The sequence below is a fragment of the Micromonospora sp. NPDC093244 genome, from assembly GCF_040683695.1.
GTDB lineage: Bacteria > Actinomycetota > Actinomycetes > Mycobacteriales > Micromonosporaceae > Micromonospora.
This window is the reverse complement of the sequence record NZ_JBFBEO010000005.1, coordinates 220,142-243,128: the sequence shown is the minus strand read 5'-3', so window position 1 is coordinate 243,128 and position 22,987 is coordinate 220,142. Positions and strand designations below refer to the sequence as shown.

The 22,987-nt window shown below is 72.0% G+C and carries 15 protein-coding genes; 12 read left to right on the top strand and 3 right to left on the bottom strand.

All coding sequences use genetic code 11. The features are described from left to right. Positions 1-187: 187 nt before the first annotated feature. Together AB0N27_RS24250 and AB0N27_RS24245 are read right to left on the bottom strand one after the other, a co-directional pair. A complete protein-coding gene (locus tag AB0N27_RS24250; protein ID WP_364373958.1) occupies positions 188-856 on the bottom strand; it encodes a DUF305 domain-containing protein in 669 nt (222 codons plus the stop codon). Between the two features lie 12 nt (positions 857-868). Then, entirely contained in the window at positions 869-1,678 is an 810-nt protein-coding gene (locus AB0N27_RS24245; RefSeq protein WP_364373955.1) for a DUF3105 domain-containing protein, read from the bottom strand. A gap of 98 nt (positions 1,679-1,776) precedes the next feature. On the opposite strand from AB0N27_RS24245, the gene argS reads away from it, so the two are divergent. The 10 genes from argS (at position 1,777) to AB0N27_RS24195 (ending at position 20,329) form a co-directional block, all read left to right on the top strand. Beyond that, a complete protein-coding gene (gene argS / locus AB0N27_RS24240) occupies positions 1,777-3,444 on the top strand; it encodes an arginine--tRNA ligase (protein WP_364373952.1) in 1,668 nt (555 codons plus the stop codon). A gap of 60 nt (positions 3,445-3,504) precedes the next feature. After that, positions 3,505-4,890 (top strand): diaminopimelate decarboxylase, encoded by a 1,386-nt coding sequence (gene lysA / locus AB0N27_RS24235; protein WP_364373949.1) that lies wholly within the window; start codon positions 3,505-3,507, stop codon positions 4,888-4,890. 8 nt (positions 4,891-4,898) lie between these two features. Further along, positions 4,899-6,209 (top strand): homoserine dehydrogenase, encoded by a 1,311-nt coding sequence (locus tag AB0N27_RS24230; RefSeq protein WP_364374295.1) that lies wholly within the window; start codon positions 4,899-4,901, stop codon positions 6,207-6,209. A 138-nt stretch (positions 6,210-6,347) separates the two neighbouring features. Further along, positions 6,348-7,397, top strand: a complete 1,050-nt coding sequence (gene thrC, locus AB0N27_RS24225) for a threonine synthase (protein WP_364373946.1) — start codon at positions 6,348-6,350, stop codon at positions 7,395-7,397. A 142-nt stretch (positions 7,398-7,539) separates the two neighbouring features. Further along, positions 7,540-10,848 (top strand): efflux RND transporter permease subunit, encoded by a 3,309-nt coding sequence (locus AB0N27_RS24220; protein ID WP_364373943.1) that lies wholly within the window; start codon positions 7,540-7,542, stop codon positions 10,846-10,848. Between the two features lie 161 nt (positions 10,849-11,009). Further along, positions 11,010-11,825: a polysaccharide deacetylase family protein gene (locus tag AB0N27_RS24215; protein WP_364373940.1), complete on the top strand. Its 816-nt coding sequence runs from the start codon at positions 11,010-11,012 to the stop codon at positions 11,823-11,825. An 11-nt stretch (positions 11,826-11,836) separates the two neighbouring features. Then, entirely contained in the window at positions 11,837-13,081 is a 1,245-nt protein-coding gene (locus tag AB0N27_RS24210; protein ID WP_364373937.1) for an MFS transporter, read from the top strand. Positions 13,082-13,145: 64 nt separating this feature from the next. Next, positions 13,146-14,090, top strand: a complete 945-nt coding sequence (gene thrB, locus AB0N27_RS24205; protein WP_364373934.1) for a homoserine kinase — start codon at positions 13,146-13,148, stop codon at positions 14,088-14,090. A gap of 296 nt (positions 14,091-14,386) precedes the next feature. After that, entirely contained in the window at positions 14,387-16,528 is a 2,142-nt protein-coding gene (rho, locus tag AB0N27_RS24200) for a transcription termination factor Rho (RefSeq protein ID WP_364373931.1), read from the top strand. A gap of 288 nt (positions 16,529-16,816) precedes the next feature. Then, positions 16,817-20,329, top strand: a complete 3,513-nt coding sequence (locus AB0N27_RS24195; protein WP_364373928.1) for a phosphodiester glycosidase family protein — start codon at positions 16,817-16,819, stop codon at positions 20,327-20,329. Between the two features lie 48 nt (positions 20,330-20,377). Here the strand turns inward: AB0N27_RS24195 and AB0N27_RS24190 are convergent, their stop codons facing one another. Then, complete coding sequence (locus AB0N27_RS24190; protein WP_364373925.1) at positions 20,378-21,274, bottom strand: AAA family ATPase; 897 nt, start codon at positions 21,272-21,274, stop codon at positions 20,378-20,380. Between the two features lie 275 nt (positions 21,275-21,549). Between AB0N27_RS24190 and rpmE the strand changes: the two genes are divergently transcribed. Together rpmE and prfA are read left to right on the top strand one after the other, a co-directional pair. Then, positions 21,550-21,774 (top strand): 50S ribosomal protein L31, encoded by a 225-nt coding sequence (gene rpmE, locus AB0N27_RS24185; RefSeq protein ID WP_007464546.1) that lies wholly within the window; start codon positions 21,550-21,552, stop codon positions 21,772-21,774. 114 nt (positions 21,775-21,888) lie between these two features. Beyond that, the gene (gene prfA, locus AB0N27_RS24180) at positions 21,889-22,977 is read left to right on the top strand and encodes a peptide chain release factor 1 (RefSeq protein ID WP_357989456.1); all 1,089 of its coding nucleotides are present in this window, start codon (positions 21,889-21,891) and stop codon (positions 22,975-22,977) included. The last annotated feature ends 10 nt before the right edge of the window (positions 22,978-22,987 follow it).

The window sequence follows — 22,987 nt, the reverse complement described above, 5'->3', positions numbered from 1 at the left end:
TTGGGCAACGAGCCCGAATCGCAACTGGTCACGATATGTGGGGAGAAAACTCTCTAAGCAACGTAATCGCCTGGACCGCGCAAAACGCCCACAGGGGACACGGTGGACGTTCGGTCCCCGACATGGCACGGGCCCGCGCCCCGCCGGAGTGTGGCGGTGACGCGGGCCCGTCGTGCCCGTGGAGCGGTCAGCCCCCGGCCTGCGCCTGGAGCTGCCGGAGGTTGTTCAGCTCGCTCTGCTGGGTGGCCTTCATCGTCCGGGCCATCCGCAGCACCTCGGCGTTGTCGGTCTCGCCGAGCGCGGCGTCGATCATGTGGATGCCGCCCAGGTGGTGGGCGTACATCAGGGCGAGGAACTGGCGGTCCACCTCGATGCCCTTGGCGTCGCGCAGGGAGGCCATCTGCTGCGGGGTGGCCATCCCGGGCATCAGCCCGTTCTTGACCGTCGCCCCGTCGGACATCCACGACATCGGCGGCTGCGACCCGGTGGGGCTGAGGCCCCACTCGCGCAGCCAGGTCTGCATGGCGCCGATCTCCCCCTGCTGCCCGGTGGCGATGTCGACGGCGATCTGCCGCACCTCGGGCAGCGTCGCCGACCGGTACGCGACGAGGCTCATCTCCACCGCCTGGGCGTGGTGCGTCGTCATGTCCCGCGCGAAGCCCGCCTCGACCGAGGCGTCACCGGGTCGGGTGAGCCGGGGGGTGAGCAGGCCCCCGGCGTACCCGAGGAGCAGCCCCACCACCAGCAGGGCGGCAAGCGCGAGCAACCCGTAGCGCCGCGACGGTGCCTGACCGCCCTCCTCGGGGGCGGCCTCGACCTCGTCGTACTCGCTGTCGGTGGTGGCGGGAGCGGTCATCGCGGTCCTCGGTTACTGGGTCGGCTGCTGCTGGAGTTCGCGGGGGGTGGTGCCGGTCGCGGTGATGCCCGTGTTGCACAGAGCGGTCGGGCCCTCGACGGAGGCGTTCACCCGCAGGTCCTTGATGAAGTCGTCGATCCGCTTGTCGTCGGCGTTGTCGACCTTGAGCTGGTAGCCCCACGCCTGGAGCGAGATCGGCTTGTCCAGCCCCTCGTACGGGCTCATCAGCATCTTCTCGACGCCGCGCACCTTGCCGGCGAGCTTGTCGACCTGGTCCTTCGGCAGGTCCGGGCGGTAGGTGATCCACACCGCGCCGTGCTCCAGGCTGTGCACCGCGTGCTCGCTGGCGATCGGGGCGTCGTAGACGTCGCCCATGCAGTTCTGCCAGGCCGCGTTGTGCACGCCGCCAACGGGCGGCGAGTACTTGTAGGTGAGCGGGCCGGGCTTGTGCGACTCGTACTTCAGGCTGTCCGGGTCGCTCTTGCGGATGTTGACGATGCCGTCGATGGCGTTGGCCCGCTTGTCCCACGGCTTGGAGCCCTGGAACGACGCCCAGGCGCCGTAGCCGATGATGCCGGCGGCGAGCACGCCGACCGCGACGAAGAGCGCGATCGGGCCCCAGGCCCGGCCCTGGCTCACCTTGACCGGGGTGACCGGCTTGCGGGGGCCCTTGCCACCTGCCCGGGGCGTGCCCGCGGGCTTACCCGCCGGCTTGCCGGAGGCGGCCTTGGCGCCGGCCGCCGGCCGGCCCGCCGCCGGCTTCTTGCCGGTGCTGACCACGGTCGGGCGGCGCTCAGGGCCGCCCGGGGTGCTGATGCTCATCGTGCCTCGTCAAGTCGGTCGGTCAGGGGAGATGGCGGGCCGGTTGACGCGCAGGGTAGCCGCCGAGTGCCCGAGTCTACCCCCGATAACATGGGAGGGTGACTCCTGCAGAACTCGCCTCGGTCGTCCTCGCCGCCGCCCACGCCGTCTTCGAGCAGCGTGGCCTGGACCGCGCGGCGCTGCCGGGGCGCACCGTCGTGGAGCGGCCGCGCAACCCCGAGCACGGCGACTACGCGTCCACGCTCGCTCTGCAGTTGAGCAAGAAGGTGGGCGTCCCGCCGCGCGAGCTGGCCACCGCCCTGGCCGACGAGCTGAGCCGGGCGGCGGGCGTCAAATCGGTGGAAATCGCCGGCCCGGGTTTCCTGAACATACGGCTCGACGCCGCCGCCGCCGGCCAGCTCGCCCGGGTGATCGTCGAGGCCGGCGCCGAGTACGGCCGCAGTGACCGGCTCGCCGGGGAGAAGATCAACCTGGAGTTCGTCTCGGCGAACCCGACCGGCCCGGTGCACATCGGCGGGGTCCGCTGGGCAGCCGTCGGCGACGCGCTGAGCCGGCTGCTGCGGGCCACCGGCGCGCAGGTCGGCACGGAGTACTACTTCAACGACGCCGGTTCGCAGATCGACAGGTTCGCCCGCTCGCTGCTCGCCGCCGCCAAGGGTGAGCCGGCGCCGGAGGACGGCTACGGCGGCGCGTACATCGCCGAGATCGCGGCCGAGGTGCAGGCTCGCCGGCCCGACGTGCTGACCCTGGACGAGGCCGCCGCCCAGGAGGTGTTCCGGGTCGAGGGCGTCGCGCTGATGTTCGACGAGATCCGCTCCTCGCTGCGCGACTTCGGGGTGGAGTTCGACACCTACTTCAACGAGAAGGACCTGCACGACCGCGGTGAGTTGGACCTCGCCCTGGCCCGGCTGCGCCAGCAGGGGCACCTCTACGAGTCCGAGGGCGCCACCTGGCTGCGGACCACCGACTTCGGTGACGACAAGGACCGGGTGCTGCGCAAGTCCAACGGCGAGTGGACGTACTTCGCCGCGGACTGCGCCTACTACCTGGACAAGCGCGAGCGCGGGTTCGAGCGGGTCGTGATCATGTTGGGCGCCGACCACCACGGCTACATCGGCCGGATGAAGGCGATGGCCGCCTGCTTCGGTGACGACCCGGAGCGCAACCTGGAGATCCTCATCGGCCAGCTGGTCAACCTGGTGCGCGACGGCGCCCCGATGCGGATGAGCAAGCGGGCCGGCACCGTGATCACCCTGGAGGACCTGGTCGACGCGATCGGCGTGGACGCCTCCCGGTACGCGCTGGCCCGCTACTCCAGCGACTCGCCCATCGACATCGACATCGAGCTGTGGACCCGGGCGACCCGCGACAACCCCGTCTACTACGTGCAGTACGTCGCCGCCCGGACGGCGGGCGTGGCCCGTAACGCCGCCGAGGTGGGGCTCGTGCCGGGCGACGCCGACGCGTTCCGCCCCGAGCTGCTCGACCACGAGAAGGAGAACGAGCTGCTCAAGGCGCTCGCCGAGTTCCCGGCGGTGGTGGCCACGGCCGCCGAGCTGCGCGAGCCGCACCGGGTGGCCCGCTACCTGGAGGAGAGCGTCGCGGCGTCCTTCCACAGGTTCTACGACAACTGCCGGGTGCTGCCGCTGGGCGACGAGGAGGTCACCGACCTGCACCGCGCCCGGCTCTGGCTCAACAACGCCACCCGCACGGTGATCGCCAACGGTCTGCACCTGCTCGGCGTCTCCGCACCCGAGAGGATGTGATCGCGTGCGAGCGCGAGGAGTGAGCTTGCGAGCCCCGCAGTCGCGAAGCGGAGACAAGCGATGAGGGCTCACGAGGCTGGTGCGCTGCACGCGGACATCAGCAACCAGGGGCCGGCCTGGCTGCGTACCCCCGCCGACGTCAACGCCCTCGTGCCGGCGCTGTGGCCGCGCAGCGTGACGCGCGGCGCCGACGGCGCGGTCGCCGTCGCGGGCCTGAGCGTCCGCGACATCGCGGCCGAGTTCGGCACCCCTGTGTACGTCCTGGACGAGGCCGACCTGCGCTCGCGCTGCCGCGACTTCCGGGCGGCCTTCCCGACCGAGGACGTCTACTACGCCGGTAAGGCGTTCCTCTGCCGGGCGGTGGTCCGGATGATCGCCGAGGAGGGCCTGCACCTGGACGTCTGCACCGGAGGTGAGCTGGCCACCGCGCTGTCGGCGGGGATGCCGCCGGAGCGGATCGGCTTCCACGGCAACAACAAGTCGGTCGCCGAGCTGTCCCGGGCGCTGGACGCCGGGGTGGGCCGGATCATCGTCGACTCGTTCACCGAGATCGACAGGCTCACCGAGCTGGCCCGCGAGCGTGGGGTCCGGCCCCGCGTGCTGGTCCGGGTCACGGTCGGTGTCGAGGCGCACACCCACGAGTTCATCGCCACCGCCCACGAAGACCAGAAGTTCGGCTTCTCCCTCGCGGGCGGCGCCGCCGCGAACGCCGCCTTCAAGATCCTCGACGAGGGCGTCCTGGAGCTGCGCGGTCTGCACTCGCACATCGGCTCGCAGATCTTCGACGCCAGCGGCTTCGAGGTCTCCGCCCGCCGGGTGCTCGCCCTCCAGGCGCAGATCCGCGACGCGCGCGGGGTGGAGCTGCCCGAGCTGGACCTGGGCGGCGGCTTCGGCATCGCGTACACCACCCAGGACGACCCGGCGACACCGCAGGACCTGGCCAAGCGACTGCGCAAGATCGTCGACTCGGAGTGCGCTGCGGAGAACCTGGCCGTGCCGCACCTGTCGATCGAGCCGGGTCGGGCCATCGTCGGGCCGGCCGTGTTCACCCTCTACGAGGTCGGCACGGTCAAGGAGCTCGACGGCCTCCGCACGTACGTCAGCGTCGACGGCGGGATGAGCGACAACATCCGCACCGCGCTGTACGACGCGTCGTACTCGGCGACACTTGCCTCCCGGGCGTCGACCGCGCAGCCGTTGCTCGCCCGCGTGGTGGGAAAGCACTGTGAGTCGGGGGACATCGTGGTGAAGGATGAATTCCTGCCCGCCGACGTGCAGCCCGGAGATTTTGTCGCAGTGCCCGGCACCGGCGCGTACTGCCGGAGCATGGCCAGCAACTACAACCACGTGCCCCGGCCACCGGTGGTCGCGGTACGTGACGGCCACGCGCGGCTGATCGTCCGGCGGGAGACCGAAGAGGACCTGCTCGCATTGGATGTTGGATGACGTCACCTGTGCGCTTGGCACTGCTCGGCTGCGGCACTGTCGGCCAGGAGGTGGTCCGGCTGCTGCACGAGCAGTCGACGGACCTGGCCGCCCGCATCGGCGCCCCGCTGGAGATCGCCGGCATCGCCGTCCGGCGGCTCGGCCGTGACCGTGGTGACCTGCCGGTCGACGACGACCTGTTCACCACCGACGCGCTCGGCCTGATCAAGCGCGACGACGTGGACGTGGTGGTCGAGGTCGTCGGTGGCATCGAGCCGGCCCGGAGCTGGCTGGTCGAGGCGCTGCACGCCGGCAAGAGCGTGGTCACCGCGAACAAGGCGTTGCTCGCCGAGGACGGCGCGGCGCTGCACGACGCGGCCGCCGAGGGCGGCGCCGACCTCTACTACGAGGCTTCCGTTGCCGGGGCCATCCCGCTGTTGCGCCCGTTGCGCGAGTCGCTGCACGGCGACCGGATCACCCGGGTCACCGGCATCGTCAACGGCACCACCAACTTCATCCTCTCCGCAATGGACGCCACCGGGGCGGGCTTCGCCGAGGCCCTCGACGAGGCGACCGAACTGGGGTACGCGGAGGCCGACCCGACGGCCGACGTGGAGGGCTTCGACGCGGCGGCGAAGGCGGCGATCCTCGCCTCCCTGGCGTTCCACACCCGGGTCGCCGCCGCCGACGTGCACCGTGAGGGCATCACCGAGGTCACCGCCGCGGACGTGGCGAGCGCCCGCGCGATGGGGTGCACCATCAAGCTGCTGTGCATCGCGGCCCGGGGTGTCGACCCGACCGGCCGGGAGACGGTGAGCGTCCGGGTGCACCCGGCGATGATCCCGCGCAGCCACCCGCTGGCAAGCGTCGGCGACGCGTTCAACGCGGTCTTCGTCGAGGCGGACGCGGCCGGTCAGCTCATGTTCTACGGCCGGGGCGCGGGTGGCGCTCCCACCGCCAGCGCGGTGCTCGGCGACGTGGTCGCGGTGTCCCGCAACCGGCTCGCCGGGGTGCGCGCGGCAAGCGAGAGCGCGTACGCGGACCTTGCGGTCCGGCCGATGGGCGAGGCGCTGACCCGCTACCACGTCAGCCTGGACGTGGCCGACCGTCCGGGTGTGCTGGCCTCGGTGGCGGGCGTGTTCGCCAGGCACGACGTGTCGATCGCGACCGTGCGGCAGGGCTCGGCGAGTGGGTCACCGGGCCGCAGCGGCGACGCCGAGCTGGTCATCGTCACCCACGTGGCACCGGACGCCGCGCTCGCCGCGACCGTGGAGGAGCTGCGTGGGCTGGATACTGTCCGGTCGGTGACGAGTGTGCTGCGGGTCGAGGGCGGCGCCTGACTCGTTGGACCATCGATGGGACGCTTCCCGCGTCCCGCCAGGTGGGTAACCCGGGGTGTGCCATCGGAGCCTTCGGCAGGGTGGTCCAGGGTGACCAGGTGCTGGGGTCGAGACAGCGGTAGAGGCGAGGAGAACGACATGTGGCGGGGTTTGATCGAGGCGTACCGGGATCGGCTGCCGGTCACCGCGGCCACTCCCGTCGTCACGCTGCACGAGGGGAACACCCCGCTGCTGCCGGCACCCGTGCTCTCCAGCCGGCTCGGCTGTGACGTGTACCTCAAGGTGGAGGGCGCCAACCCGACCGGCTCGTTCAAGGACCGGGGGATGACCCTCGCCGTCTCCAAGGCGGTCGAGGCCGGCAACAAGGCCATCATCTGCGCCTCCACCGGCAACACCAGCGCCTCGGCCGCCGCGTACGCGGCGCGGGCCGGGCTGACCTGCGCGGTGCTGGTGCCGCAGGGCAAGATCGCGTTGGGCAAGCTGGCCCAGGCGCTCGTGCACGGCGCGAAGCTGCTCCAGGTGAGCGGCAACTTCGACGACTGCCTGTCGCTCGCCGCCAAGCTCGCCCAGGACCACCCGGTCGCGCTGGTCAACTCGGTGAACATCGACCGGCTGCACGGCCAGAAGACCGCCGCCTTCGAGATCGTCGAGGCGCTCGGTGACGCGCCCGACATCCACTGCCTGCCCGTCGGCAACGCCGGCAACATCTCCGCCTACTGGATGGGGTACGCGGAGGAGCGCGACGCCGGCAGCACCACCCGCGCACCGAAGATGTACGGCTTCCAGGCCGCCGGTGCCGCGCCGATCGTGACAGGTCAGGTCGTGCCGGAGCCGTCGACGATCGCCACCGCCATCCGGATCGGCAACCCGGCGAGCTGGACCAGGGCGTTGGACGCGCGGGACACCTCCGGCGGGCTGATCGCTGCGGTGACCGACCGGGAGATCCTGTCGGCGTACCGTCTGCTCGCCCGCGAGGTGGGGGTCTTCGTCGAGTTGGGCAGCGCGGCAAGCGTGGCCGGCCTGCTCCAGCAGGCCGCGGCGGGCACGGTGCCGTCCGGCTCGACAGTGGTCTGCACGGTGACCGGCCACGGCCTGAAGGACCCGGAGTGGGCGATTTCCACCGCGCCAGCGCCGCTGACCATCGCGAACGACCCGATGGCGGCGGCCCGCGCCCTCGACCTGGCCTGACCGCGCCACCGCTTGCGGTGGTGGCCGGCGGCGGGCCGGCGGCCTCCGGGACGGTGTGGGGGCGGCCGGGGTCGAGGTAGGCGAGTCGGGCACACTTTCGGGTATCCCCGCCCGCATTCTCGTTCAGGAGTGAGCCAGGCCGATGTCGCTGCTCGCCAGATTCAGCCTCGCCAACCGAGGGCTCGTGGCCCTCATCGCGGTGGTGATTACGGCGTTCGGAGCGTTCGCCGTGCCGTCGTTGAAGCAGCAACTGCTGCCGTCGCTCGAATTCCCTGCCGCGTTCATCGTGGCCGCCTACCCCGGTGCCGGACCCGAGATCGTCGAGTCGCAGGTCACCGAGCCGATCGAGAACGCCCTGCAGGGGATCCCCGGGCTGGACAAGGTCACCTCCACCTCCCGCGAGGGCTCCGCCACCGTCCAGGTGCAGTACGAGTTCGGCACCGACCTGGACGACGTGGTCAACAAGATGCAGACCGCGCTGAGCCGGATCGACTCCCAGCTTCCGGAGAACGTCGACCCGCAGGTCATCGCGGGCAGCACCGACGACCTGCCGGCGGTGGTGCTGGCCGCGGCCGGCACCGGTGACGAGCGGGCGCTCGCCGAGAAGCTGCGCGCGACGGTGGTGCCGGAGTTGGAGGCCATCGACGGGGTTCGCGCCGTCGAGGTGACCGGGGCCCGTGACGACGTCGTGGTGGTCACCCCCGACCCGGCCAAGCTGGCCGCGGCGAAGGTGCAGCCCACCGCGATCGGCGCCGCGCTGAAGACCAACGGCGTGTCGGTACCGGCCGGTGCGGTGACCGACGGCAGCGGCCTCGCCCTGCCGGTCCAGGTAGGTACGCCCGTCGCCACCCTGGACGACCTGCGCGGCATCGTGATCACGCCGGGCGCGACCCCGGTCCGCCTCGGTGACGTGGCGACCGTCGAGCAGCAGCTCGCGCAGGCCACCGCGATCACCCGCACCAACGGCAAGGAGAGCCTCGGCATCGCCGTCACCGCGGCGCCGGACGGCAACGCGGTGGCGATCTCGCACGAGATCCGGGACCAGCTGGCCGACCTCAAGAAGGCCTCCGGCGCGGAGCTGACAATGGTCTTCGACCAGGCGCCGTTCGTCGAGAAGTCGATCGAGTCGTTGACCACCGAGGGTCTGCTGGGCCTGCTGATGGCGGTCATCGTCATCCTGGTCTTCCTGCTGTCGGTGCGGTCGACGGTGGTGACCGCCGTCTCGATCCCGCTCTCCGTGCTGGTGGCGCTCATCGCCCTGTGGATCGGTGACTACTCGCTCAACCTGCTCACCCTCGGCGCGTTGACCATCGCGGTGGGCCGGGTGGTGGACGACTCGATCGTCGTACTCGAGAACATCAAACGGCATCTGGAGTACGGCGAGGAGAAGCAGCACGCGATCATCACAGGTGTTCGTGAGGTGGCTGGCGCGGTGACCGCGTCCACCCTCACGACGGTGGCGGTGTTCGCGCCTATCGCACTTGTCGGTGGGTTCGTGGGGCAGCTCTTCGCGCCGTTCGCGATCACCGTGACGGTGGCCCTGCTCGCGTCCCTGCTGGTGTCGCTGACAGTCATCCCGATCCTGGCGTACTGGTTCCTCAAGCCGCGCGGCGGCACCGCTGACGACGAGGCCGTGCGGCGCGCCGCGGAGGAGAAGGAGCTGCGCAACCCGTTGCAGCGGGCGTACCTGCCGGTGATCGGGTTCGCCACCCGCAAACGGTCGACCCGCTGGATCACCGTGGGGCTCGGCCTGCTGGTGCTCTTCGGCACCTTCGGGCTGGCGCAGAAGCTGGAGACCAACTTCCTGGACGACTCCGGTCAGGACACGCTCAGCTTCCGCCAGGAGCTGCCGGCGGGCACCGGTCTCGCGGCCACCGACGAGGCGGCCAGGAAGGTCGAGGCGGTGCTCGGGCGTCTCGACGGTGTCGAGACGTACCAGGTGAGCGCGGGTGGTGGGGACAACCCGTTCGGCGGCGGCGGCAACAACGTCGCGACCTGGTCGCTGGCGCTGGACGGTGACACCGACGCCAAGCAGATGCGCGAGAACCTGCGCGCGGAGTTCGACAAGCTGGGCATCGACAAGGAGGAAATCACCTTCGGTGGCGGGCAGGACGCCTCGACCAGCCAGCTGGAGGTGATCGTCCAGGGCAGCGACCCGGAGGTGCTGACCCGCGCCGCCGAGGCGGCCCGGTCGGCAATGGCCGGGGTGCCGGACGTCGAGGACGTGACGACAAGCCTGGCCGAGCGGGTGCCGCGGGTCGACGTCGCCGTCGACCGGGTCGCCGCCGGACGGGTCGGGCTCACCGAGGCCGCCGTGGGTCAGCTCGTGTCGCAGGCGTTCCGTGGCGCGCCGCTGGGTCAGGTGGCGCTCGACGGCCGCCAGCAGGACGTGGTTCTGCGGTTGAGCGCGAAGCCGCCGGTGTCGCTGGAGGAGCTGCGTGCCCTTCCGGTGGGACCGGTGAAGCTGGACGACGTCGCGGACATCACCCAGGCCGAGGGGCCGCAGCAGGTCACCCGGATCGACGGTGAGCGCAGCGTCTCGGTGACGGGCACGGCGACCGGCTCGAACCTGGGCGCGACAAGCCAGGAGTTGCAGAAGCGGCTGGACGGCATCGACGTACCGGGGGCGACCTTCACCATCGGCGGGGTCAGCGCCGACCAGGCGGACGCCTTCGGTGACCTGGCGCTCGCGGTGCTGGCCGCGATCGCGATCGTGTTCCTGATCATGGTGGCCACGTTCCGTAGCCTCACCCAGGCGCTGATCCTGCTGATCTCCATCCCGTTCGCGGCGACCGGCGCGATCGGCCTGCTGCTGGTCACCGGAACGCCGCTGGGCGTACCGGCGCTGATCGGTGTGCTGATGCTCGTGGGCATCGTGGTGACAAACGCCATCGTGCTGCTCGACCTGATCAACCAGTACCGCGCCCAGGGCATGGGGGTCCGGGAGGCGGTGGTCGAGGGTGGCAGGCGCCGACTGCGTCCGATCCTGATGACCGCCGTGGCGACGATCTTCGCGCTGCTGCCGATGGCGCTCGGGTTGACCGGCGAGGGCGGGTTCATCTCGCAGCCGCTGGCGGTCGTGGTGATCGGTGGTCTGCTCAGCTCGACGCTGCTCACGCTGATCCTGGTGCCGACGCTGTACACGATGGTGGAGCACAGCAAGGAGTCGCTGCGCGAGCGGCGGCGACGTCGGCGTAACGGCGGGTCGGCGACGACCGAGCCGACCGCCCCGGCGCCCGCCGAGCCGGACGGCCCGAACCAGGTGGCGGTGCCGACCGGTGCGTCCACGTCGGCCGGTACGTCTCGCTCGGCGTCGGCCGAGGGTTCGCAGCCGGCGGCGACGCGCCAGGCCCCGTCGGGCGCGTTGGTGGACGGCACGGACCAGTTCGAGGTGCTGCGACTGCCCCGGAGCCGTACCTCGCCGCTGCCCCCGTCGGAGCCGACCGAGTAGTCGGACGACATCGAACGGAACGCCCCCGGCAGGCTCGGCCCGCCGGGGGCGTTCGCCGTCGTCCATCCGGACACTCCGATGGGACGACGGAACCGGCACTTTGCGTCACGCATTGCATACTCCTAGTAGGTGTTTGGAGCGTCGGCGAGCGGGGCGGGCGGATGACCGAGAGCGCGCACGGGTGGTCCCGGCGCGATCTGCTGCGCCGAGGTGCCCTGGTGGCGACCGGGGCGATCGCCGGCGCGGGAGCCCTTGACGCGTGGTTAAGCCACCGCCGGCTGCCGCTGGCCGGCGGTCCGGCGAGCGCCACGATCGGCAACGGCCAGCAGGACGTCGGCTCCGGCGCCCTGCCTGTCGTCTGGTCGGTGTCGACGACGCGGCGGCTGGTCGCGCTCACCTTCGACGACGGCCCCGCGCCACAGTGGACGCCGATGGTGCTGGACACCCTCGCCGAGCACCGGGTGCCGGCGACGTTCTTCCTGGTCGGTGCCCAGGTCCGGCGGCACGGGGACGTCGTACGCGGCAGGCTCGCCGAGCATGAGGTGGGCAACCATAGCTGGCGGCACCGGGACCTGGCCCAGATGGACACCGCCGCGGTGTACGACGATCTGCGCCGCACCCACGACGCGATCGCCGACGTGACCGGGAGCCCGCCCCGGCTGGTCCGCCCGCCGTACGGCCACCTGGGCGGCGCGGTGCTGCAGGCGGCGGCACGGCTGGACTACCGGCTGGTGCTCTGGTCGTTGCAGATGGTGGAGCGTGAGTACCCGGGCGACCCGGCCGGTCACGCCCGACGGATCGTGGCAGGTGTCCGGCCGGGAACGATCCTGCTCGGGCACGACGTCGGCGACCCGCGGCGACTGGTGGCGCTGCGCGGCCTCCCCGACATGATCACCGGCCTGCGGGCGTGTGGTTACACCTTCGTCACCGTCTCGGCGCTGCTGGGAGCGGGTGTGACCCCCACGCAGACCGGGTAGGGTGCCGCTCCGTGGCGTCCACCCTCTCGGTCCTTACCGGCAATCGGAGCTTTCGCAATCTCTTCCTCGCCGAGCTTGTGGTCTTCGGCGCCGACTGGTTCGTCATGGTGCCGCTGCTGGTGCTGCTGCCGCAGCTGACCGGCAGCGGCGTGTGGGGCGCGCTGGTGCTCGCCGTGGACACCGGCATCGTGGCGCTGCTACTGCCGTACACAGGCACGATCGCCGACCGGTTCGACCGCCGGAAGATCATGATCGGCGCGAACGTGGCCTCGCTGGCGGGCGTGCTGCTGCTTCTCGGCGTACGGAGCCGGGACACCGCCTGGCTGGCGCTCGTGGCGATCGGCGTCGTCGCGGTCGCCAAGGCGTTCTACTCGCCGGCCGCCCAGGCCGCCCTGCCCAACGTCCTGGAGCCGCACGAACTCGCCGCCGGCAATGCCGTGGCCGGCTCGGCCTGGGGCACCATGACCGTGGTGGGCGCCTCGCTCGGCGGTGTGCTCAGTTCGGCCACCGGCCCGTACGCCTGCTTCTGGGTGGCGGCGGTGGGCCTGGCGCTCGCCGCGGGCCTGGCCACGCGGATCCGCCGGCCGTTGCAGGCGCCCCGCGACAGCGACCGCCCGGCCCAGCGGACCTGGGCGGCGGTCCGCGAGGCGCTCGGCTACATCGGCCACCGGCCGCGCGTGCTGGCGTTGGTCACTGTGAAGTCGGCGGTCGGCCTGGGCAACGGGGTGCTCACCGTGTTCCCGCTGCTCGCCGGCGTGTACGGGGTCGGTTCGCTGGGCGCCGGCCTGCTCTTCGCGGTACGCGGCGCGGGGGCGCTGGTCGGGCCCATCCTGATGCGTCGGGTGCTGACCAACAGGTCATGGCTGCTGCCCGGGCTCGCGCTGTCCATGTCGCTCTATGGGGTGTCCTACCTGGGCGCGTCGGTGGTCAGGTGGTTCCCGTTGGTGCTGCTGCTGGTCTTCCTGGCGCACTTCGCGGGCGGCAGCAACTGGGTGATGTCGAACTTCGCCCTCCAGGGGGAGGTGCCGGACCGGTTGCGAGGTCGCGTCTTCGCCACCGACATGATGCTCGCGACGCTTGCCATCTCGGTGAGCCAGCTGGCGGTGGCCCTGGTCGTGGACGTGGTGGACGAGCGTGTGGTGCTGGCCGGGTGCGGCCTGGTCACCCTCGTCTACGCGGTGGGCTGGCGGATCGCCACCCGCAAGCTGTCGCTCACCGACCCCAGCACCGAGCCGGTTCCGAACCCGGCCGGCTGAACCGGGCGGTCCCATGCTGCGGGCACCGGACCGGATCGTCGGTGCCGACCCCTAGCATGGGCGCGTGCCGACGAACTTCACCGCCGGGCCGGTCCGCGTCCGGGTTCCCGCGACCAGTGCCAACCTGGGCCCGGGCTACGACGCGCTGGGCCTCGCCCTCGGGCTGTACGACGACCTGGCGGCCGAGGTGGCGCCGGCCGGGGTCCGGGTGACGGTGACCGGGCAGGGCGCCGACGAGCTGCCCGACGATGACAGCCACCTTGTGGTACGCGCCATGCGAGCGGCCTTCGACGTGCTCGGCGCGCAGCCCGCCGGTCTGAGCGTGGAGTGCGTCAACCGGATCCCGCAGGCGCGCGGGTTGGGCTCCTCGTCCGCCGCGATCGTCGCGGGTGTGCTGCTGGCCCGCGCGCTTGTCGTCGACGGCGACCGGCGGATGGACACGGCGGGCGTGCTCCGCCTGACCGCCGAGATCGAGGGCCACCCGGACAACGTCGCCCCCTGCCTGCTCGGCGGCTTCACGGTGGCCTGGTCCGAGCCGGCCGGCGCCCGCGCGGTGTCCCTGCCGGTCGCGGCCGACGTACGACCGACGGTTTTCGTGCCGGCCGAGCGTGGCCTGACCGCCGCCGCGCGGGCCGCGTTGCCGGCCACGGTGCCGCATGCCGACGCGGCGTTGACCGCCGGACGGGCGGCGCTGCTCGTGCACGCGCTCACCACGGACCCGACGCTGCTGCTCCCCGCCACCGTCGACCGGCTCCACCAGGACTACCGCGCACCGGGGATGCCTGCCACATCGGCCCTGGTCAAAGCGTTGCGAGAGGTCGGTGTGGCGGCAGTGGTCAGTGGGGCCGGGCCGACCGTGCTGGCGCTCACCGACCCGCCGCCGGGCTTCGGGACGGGAACAGACTGGCAGATCTGGCAGTTACCGATAGACGACAGCGGCGCCCGGGTTGCCCGGGGTAGACTTGGACACGCCGAGCGGGACCCTGTTGCCGCAGGTCGGAAGAGTTGATTACGCTCTAGGCCTAGCACAGCCGCGAAGCACGCGATCTCCTGCGGGGCGGCGCACCCCCGAAGCTCTCGGCGGTCAGCCCGTCACCCCTGCCAAAGGCCCACGCCGCGCCGCAGTTTCCACAGGTCGCCGCAGACGGCGAGACCTGCTCACCGACCCTTGGTGAGTCGGGATACCGCCGGGCTGCTGTGTCACAGACTCCCGCGACGCGTCCTTGCGAGGCGGGTGCACCGAGGCCGCCCGGCCACCTGAGTTCCGACTCCGGGCAGTCCCGGCCTATCGAGGGAAGGAATCCATTGAGCGACACCACCGACGTGACGTCGGATGTTTCCAACGTCGCTGGCGATGCCACCACCGCCGCTCCCGCCCGTCGTCGGCGTAGCGGCACCGGTCTGTCGGCGATGCTGCTGCCAGAGCTGCAGAGCCTGGCCGCGTCGCTCGGCATCTCCGGCACGGCTCGCATGCGCAAGGGCGAGCTGATCGCCGCGATCTCCGAGCGGCAGGGCGGCAACGCCGCCGGAACCCCTCGACCGCGGGCCGAGGTCGCGGCTGCGGCCGCTCCGACCCGTGAGGGGGTACGCGCCGACGTGCGGGAGACCGCCGACCGGCCGGCAGCCGAAGGGCGCAGCGCCGACCAGGCGCCCGCCGAGCCGGCCGCCGGGACCGAGAGCCGGGGTCGTACCCGTCGTAGCCGCACCGCCACGGCAGAGGCTCGCACCACCGAGGCTCGCACCACCGAGGCTCGCAGCTCCGAGGCTCGTGGTTCCGAGGCTCGCAGCTCCGAGGATCGGGGTGTTGAGGCTCGCAGCTCCGAGGCTCGTACCGACGAGGCCGAGGCCGGCGAGCGGACCGATCGGGGCGAGAACCGCCGGGATCGGGCCGAGCGTCCGGAGCGTGCCGAGCGCGGCGAGCGTGCCGACCGCAACGACCGTTCCGACCGTGGCGAGCGTTCCGAGCGCAACGACCGTGGTGAGCGGGCCGAGCGCGGCGACCGGGGCGACCGCAACGAGCGTGGTGAGCGGTCCGAGCGCAACGATCGTGGCGAGCGTTCCGAGCGCAACGAGCGTGGTGAGCGGTCCGAGCGCAACGATCGTGGCGAGCGTTCCGAGCGCAACGACCGTGGCGAGCGCAACGACCGTGGCCAGCGCGCCGAGCGGGACAGCGACGACGACGACGGCGAGGGCGGCGGTCGGCGTGGCCGGCGGAGCCGTTTCCGGGACCGTCGCCGTGGGCGTGGGGAGCGCGCCGAGACCGGTGGTGACACCGGTGGACGTGAGCCCCAGGTCGGCGAGGACGACGTGCTCGTCCCGGTGGCCGGCATCATCGACGTGCTCGACAACTACGCCTTCGTGCGGACCACCGGCTACCTGGCCGGCCCGAACGACGTGTACGTCTCGATGTCCCAGATCAAGAAGTACGGCCTGCGCCGTGGTGACGCGATCACCGGTGCGGTCCGAGCGGCCCGCGAGGGTGGCAACAGTGGCGACCAGCGGCGGGACAAGTACAACCCGCTGATGCGGTTGGACACGATCAACGGGATGGAGCCGGAGGAGGCGCGTCGCCGCCCCGAGTTCTACAAGCTCACGCCGCTCTACCCGCAGGAGCGCCTGCGGCTGGAGACCGAGCCGCACATCCTGACCACCCGGGTCATCGACCTGGTCATGCCGATCGGCAAGGGCCAGCGGGCACTCATCCAGTCGCCGCCGAAGGCGGGTAAGACGATGGTGCTCCAGGCGATCGCGAACGCGATCACCCGCAACAACCCGGAGTGCCACCTCATGGTGGTGCTGGTGGACGAGCGGCCCGAAGAGGTCACCGACATGCAGCGGTCGATCAAGGGCGAGGTCATCGCGGCCACGTTCGACCGTCCGCCGCAGGACCACACCACTGTTGCCGAGCTGGCGATCGAGCGGGCGAAGCGCCTGGTCGAGCTGGGGCACGACGTGGTCGTGCTTCTCGACTCGGTGACCCGGCTCGGTCGGTCGTACAACCTGGCGGCGCCGGCCAGCGGCCGGATCATGTCGGGTGGTATCGACTCCACCGCGCTCTACCCGCCGAAGCGCTTCCTCGGAGCGGCCCGCAACATCGAGAACGGCGGCTCGCTGACCATCATCGCCACGGCCCTGGTGGAGACCGGTTCCATGGCGGACACGGTCATCTTCGAGGAGTTCAAGGGCACCGGTAACGCGGAGCTGAAGCTGGACCGGAAGATCGCCGACAAGCGCACCTTCCCGGCCATCGACATCAACCCGTCCGGTACGCGTAAGGAAGAGGTCCTGCTCGCGCCCGAGGAGCTGGCCATCATCCACAAGCTCCGCAAGGTGCTGCACTCGCTGGACTCGCAGGCGGCCATGGACCTCCTGCTGGACCGGCTCAAGCAGTCCCGTACCAACATCGAGTTCCTGATGCAGATCGCGAAGTCGACGCCGGGGGAGTAACCATTTCCGGTTGACCGACGACGAAGGGGCACGGCCATCGTGGCCGTGCCCCTTCGTCGTGCCCGCCCACCGTCCTTTGCTCTGCTTCAACCGGCGCAACACTTCGGGGCGCTTTGTGTTGCGTCCGTTGAAGCAGAGCAAAGGGGAACAAGAGGGTGCGGCCGGCCCTGCTCGCACGCCAGCAGAGGGGGTTCGGCGGGGGGCCAGGAGCCGGGGGTGGCGGAATTTTCCTTCGGTTCAGTCGACAGGTCTTGAAACTTCTATTCACTGCCGGGTTGACTGTCGTCCATGCGTACCCGCAGACGATCCGCCCGTCGCACCGGTGTCCTGCTGCTGACGCCGCTGCTCGCCCTGGCCGTGTCGCCGCCGGCCACCGCCGCGCCGCCGGCGCCGTCCGTGGCCGCCCGGCCCGTGGCGTCGCCGCCCGCGCCTCCGGCCACCGCCGCCGAGGACGCGCCTGCCGCGTCGTCCCACCCGGCCGATTCGGTAAGCCTCGCCGCCGACCCGACGGCCACGACCGCCGCGACCGCGCCGGCCGCCGCCACCGGCGGTCTGGAGCCGGCCGGCGGCCTGGAGACCACGAAGGCCACCCGGCCGGTCGCGCCGGGCGTGCAGCTCACCTCCTTCGACAGGTACGACGCCGACGGATGGCTGCGTGCCGACGCGCTCACCACAGACCTCGCCGGTGGCTCCACCGTCGACTACGTCAACTCCGGGGCGGTCAGCCGGGCCGAGCCACTGCGGACGGCGGTGGACGACTCGCGCGCGGTCGCCGCGGTCAACGGCGACTTCTTCGACATCAACAACTCGGGCGCCGCCCAGGGGGTCGGGATCCGCGACGGCGAGCTGATCCAGTCGGCGGTCAGCGGTCACCGCAACGCGGCGGCGATCACGGCGAACGGGCTCGGCCGGGTGATCGAGGTGAACTTCGACGGCACCGCGACCCTGCCCACCGGGCCGGTCCCGCTCACCCAGTTCAACAACCTGGTGCAGGCCGACGGCATCGGCGCGTTCACCGAGCTGTGGGGGACGTACTCCCGGCAGCGTGCCGTCGAGGGCGCGGCCCGGGTGGTCGAGGTCACCGTGACCGGCGGTCGGGTGGCGGCGGTGGCGGATGCGGCCGGCAGCGGCCCGATCGTCGCCGGCAGCACTGTGCTGCTGGGTCGCGACGCCGGCGCGACCGCCCTCGCGGGGCTCCGCCCCGGCGACCAGGTGACTGTGGCCTGGCGACCGAAGTCGTCCGACGGCAGCGACCTGCACGCGGCTGTCGGTGGCGGGAGCGTCCTGGTCCGCGACGGCGTCGTGCAGAGCATCGCCGACCCCACGCTGGCGCCGCGCACCTCGGTCGGGTTCAGCGCCGACGGAAGCAAAATGATCATGCTGACGGTGGACGGCCGTCAGGTCGACAGCCGCGGCGTCACCCAGACCGAGATGGGCCGGATGATGGCCGAGTTGGGCGCCCACCACGCGCTCAACCTGGACGGTGGCGGCTCGTCCACGCTGCTGGCCCGCGAGCCGGGCGCGTCGGCCGTGCAGGTGGAGAACGGCCCCTCCGACGGCAGCGAGCGGGCCGTGCCCAACGGCCTGGCGATCTACGCGCCGAAGGGCAGTGGCCGGCTCACCGGCTACTGGGTCGAGACGGCAAGCGACCCCACAGTCGCCCCGGGCGTCTCACCGGTGCGCGGTGGCCGGCCGGACCGGGTCTTCCCCGGACTGACCCGTACCCTCACCGCGGCCGGCTACGACGAGACGTACGGCCCGGCGGCCGGCGCGCCCACCTGGCGGGCCACCCCTGCGGTACGCGGCCGGGTCGACCGCGCCGGCGTGTTCCACGCGGGCGCGCCGGGGGCCAGCACTGTCACCGCCGCGCGGGGCCGCGTCACCGGCTCCCTGAACCTCACAGTCCTCGGCCCGCTGGCCCGGGTCGGCACCACCGTGCCCCGGGTCGGCCTCACCGGCCCCGACGGCAACGCCCTGGTAGGCGTGGTCGGGTACGACGCCGAGGGCAACACCGCGCCGATCGAGCCGCGGGACATGACGCTCGACTACGACAGGGAGCTGCTGCGGATCACCCCCACCGGCGACGGCAACCTGACCGTCACCGCGCTGCGGGACACCGGCTCGGCCCTGGTGACCGTCCACGTCGGACGGGCTAGCGCCGTCCTGCCGGTCACCGTCGGGCTGACCGACGTGCCGGTCGCCGGCTTCGACGACGCCGCCTCCTGGCGGTTCAGTCAGGCCCGGGCGAGCGGGTCGGTCGCGCCGGCCCCCGGGCACACCGGCACCGGCCTGAAGATGTCGTACGACTTCAGCCAGTCCACAGGCACCAGGGCCGCGTACGCCGACCCGCCCGCCTGGATCGAGGTACCCGGCCAGCCGCAGGCGTTCGGCATGTGGATCCACGGCAACGGCACCGGGGAGTGGCCCAGCCTGCACCTGCACGACGCACAGGACACCCAGCACGTGCTGCGCGGCCCCCTGATCACCTGGACCGGCTGGCGGTACGTGGAGTTCGCGGTGCCCGCCGGTGTGCAGTACCCGGTGCGGGTGCGCCGCTTCTACGTGGCCGAGACGAACGCCGCCGCGCAGTACACAAGCGAAGTGATCATCGATGACCTGGTGGCGAAGGTGCCCCCGACGGTCGACGTGCCGGCGGTGGCCCCGCGTACCGACCGGGTGGTGGTCCGCGACGGCACTGTGGACGGCGCGCCGTGGCGGTTCGCGGTGCTCTCCGACGCGCAGTTCGTCGCCGCCGACCCGGACAGCGACCTGGTCGCCCAGGCCCGGCGGACGCTGCGCGAGGTGAAGGCGGCCCGGCCGGACTTCCTGCTGATCAACGGGGACTTCGTGGACACCGCCTACCCGGCCGACTTCGCGCTGGCCAGACGGATCCTCGACGAGGAACTGGGCGACGCGCTGCCCTGGTACTACGTGCCAGGCAACCACGAGATCATGGGTGCCCCGATCAGCAACTTCGAGGCGGCGTTCGGTGCCACCTCCCGGGTGTTCGACCACAACGGCACCCGCTTCGTCACGCTGAACTCGTCCACCGGGACGCTGCGCGGCGGCGGCTTCGACCAGGTGCGGATGCTGCGCGAGACGCTTGACGCGGCGGCCACCGACAGGCGCGTGGGCTCGGTCGTCGTCCTGCACCACCATCCGGCGCGGGACCCCAGCCCGGCGCAGGCCAGCCAGCTCACCGACCGCAAGGAGGCGGCGCTGCTGGAGCAGTGGCTTGCCGACTTCCAGCACCGCACCGGCAAGGGCGCGCTGTTCGTGGGCGGGCACGTCGGCACGTTCCACGCCGACCGGGTGGACGGAGTGCCGTACGTGATCAACGGCAACTCGGGCAAGACCCCGTCCACCCCCGCCGAGCAGGGCGGCTTCACCGGCTGGACGGAGTTCGGCATCGACCCGGTCACCCCGGCCGAGGCCGACCGGGCGCGCCGCGACCCGCTCGCCGAGGGGCCGCCCTGGGTGGACGCGGAGTTCCACGCCCACGTGGACCGGCTCGCGCTGAACGCCCCGGCCAGCGTGGCGGTCGGCGTCCCGGCGACGGTCACCGCCACGCTCACCCAACCCGGCGGGCGTACGGTCCCGGTGGCCGCACCTGTCAGCGCCGACTGGTCCGCCTCGCCCGGGGTGCACATCGGCGGGTCGGCCGGGGTGCGTCCCTGGCACACGGCCCGCTTCGACCCGGCCACCGGCACCCTGACGGCACTGCGGCGCGGCGCCCCGGTACGCCTCACCGTCGCCGTCAACGGCGTCCTCGCCGACGCCACCGTCACGATCACCCGGTGAGCCGTCCGGACGGGCCCCCGCGCGCCCGGGGGCCCGTCCGGACACACCTCAGAAGTCGCCCTCGGCCACCTGGAACACGGTGAGGCCGAGTTCCCGCCACATCCGCACCACCTGGACGCGGTCGTCGAACACGCCCACCACCCGGTAGCGGTCCCGGATCTCCCGGTCGTAGATCTCCCGCTTGACGACCGAGTCCTTGCGGGAGTCGCCGACGGCCCGCAGGTGCAGCCCGAGGTAGGGGACCCGGACGTGCCGGGCCAGCCACGCCTCGGTGGCCGCCCGCGCGGTGCCGTCCCGCCCGGAACAGAACACCACCCCGTACCCGGCCGCGTGCATGGCCCGGACCGCCGCGATCACCGCCGGGTTCGGCTGGTCCTCACCCACCCGGGTCATGTCGTACGGGCTGCGGGACACGGCAAGCGCGACGGTGCCGTCGATGTCCACCAGGACGATCTCCGGCGGTTCGGAAGACGGCGGGTGCACGGCGGCGGGCCGGCCGGTGCGGGCCTGCGGCACCGGCAGTGGCAGGGCCCGCCCCGCCAGGTACCGGTCGTGCAGCCGTCGGATGGCGTCCGCGCCCACCTGCTCGCCCGCCGGGCGTGCGGCGTCGCGGCGCAGGCACTCGTCCAGGGGTACGTCGGTGAAGTCGTGCACCTCGAACTCCGCCCCGTGCCGGGCGGCCAGGTCGGCCCAGTCCCGCAGTGTCCGTGCCCGCAGGTTGGTGTCGTCCACGCACACGTCCGCCCGGGCCCGCAGCAGCGCCTCCACCTGGGCCCGCTGCACGACTGTGACCTGCGCCTCCGCCCACTGGGTGAAGAGCCGCTCGCCGTGCAGCATCCGGCGCAGGTCGTCCCTGTTCACCCGGACCACCGACGGCTGGAGCGTACGGGCGAACGTCGTCTTGCCCGAGGCGGGCAGGCCACGGGTGGCGATCAGTCGGGTCATCGGCGCCCCTCGGGCTCCACGGGCGTACCCCCGGCGGGGCACGCGACTGCGGTTCGTCGGGTGGACGAATGCCCCGCCGGGCGTCGGGAATGCGGACGGGTGGGCACGTGTTGACGATGCCGGACGAGGTGTGCGGCCCGATTGCCGGGTCGGCTCAGGCCCATGGCACACTGGTCAATCGGCCACCGGTTCCGGTTCACGCCCGAGCCCGTCGCGTACGGCGCGACGAGCGGTGACGGCGACCCGGCGACCACCAACGAGAGGACCGAGGCGAGATGAAGGCAAACATCCACCCGGAGTACGTGACCACCGAGGTCAGCTGCTCCTGTGGCAACACGTTCACGACCCGCAGCACCGCCAAGGGCGGGGCGATCCACGTCGAGACCTGCAGCGCCTGCCACCCGTTCTACACCGGTAAGCAGCGCGTTCTCGACACCGCCGGCCGGGTCGCGAAGTTCCAGCAGAAGTACGCCAAGGTTCAGGCCAAGAAGGCCAAGTAACTCCCCGTTCGGCGCCCGCGTCCGGTTTTCCACCGGACGCGGGCGCCGTCCGCGTTCCACCCGGTTTTCGCCTGGCCCGGCCGGCGCCCGCACCCTCGAAGGAGCATCCGCAGCATGAGCAGCGAGCGTCTGGCCGGCCTCCTCGACGAGTACGCCGAGTTGGAGAAGCGGCTGGCCGACCCGGCGATCCACGCCGACCAGGCCACCGCCCGCCGGGTCGGCCGTCGGTACGCCGAGCTGGTGCCGCTGCACAAGGCCGCAGGTGAGCTGGAGCAGGCGCGCGCCGACCTGGCCGCGGCCCGCGAGCTGGCCGCCGAGGATCCCTCCTTCGCCTCCGAGGCGGAGTCGATCGCGGCCTCCCTGCCGGTTCTGGAGGAGCGCCTCGCCGAGCTGCTCATCCCGCGTGACCCGCACGACGCCAAGGACGTGATCGTCGAGATCAAGGCCGGTGAGGGCGGCGAGGAGTCCGCGCTGTTCGCAGGTGACCTGCTGCGGATGTACACCAGGTACGCCGAACGCCACGGCTGGGTCACCGAGGTGATCGACGCCCAGGATTCGGACCTCGGCGGGGTCAAGGACGTGTCGCTGTCGATCAAGACCAAGGGCGTGCCCGAGGGTGGTAACGGCGTCTGGTCGCGGCTCAAGTGGGAGGGCGGCGTGCACCGGGTGCAGCGCGTCCCGGTCACCGAGTCGCAGGGCCGCATCCACACCAGCGCCGCCGGGGTGCTGGTGCTGCCCGAGGCCGAGGACGTCGACGTCACCATCGACGCCAACGACCTGCGGATCGACGTGTTCCGCTCGTCCGGACCGGGCGGGCAGTCGGTGAACACCACAGACTCGGCCGTGCGGATCACCCACGTGCCGACAGGCATCGTCGTGTCCTGCCAGAACGAGAAGTCCCAGTTGCAGAACCGGGAGCAGGCCATGCGCATCCTGCGGGCCCGCCTGCTCGCTGCCGCCCAGGAGCAGGCCGACGCCGCGGCCTCGGACGCCCGCAAGGCGCAGGTACGCACGGTGGACCGCTCGGAGCGGATCCGCACGTACAACTTCCCGCAGAACCGGATCACCGACCACCGGATCGGCTACACGGCGTACAACCTGGACCTGGCGCTGGCCGGTGAGCTGGACGGCGTCCTGGACGCCCTGACCGAGGCCGACCGCGCCGCCCGCCTGGCCGGCGACACCGAGCTGACCCGCCGCTGACCCGGCCGGC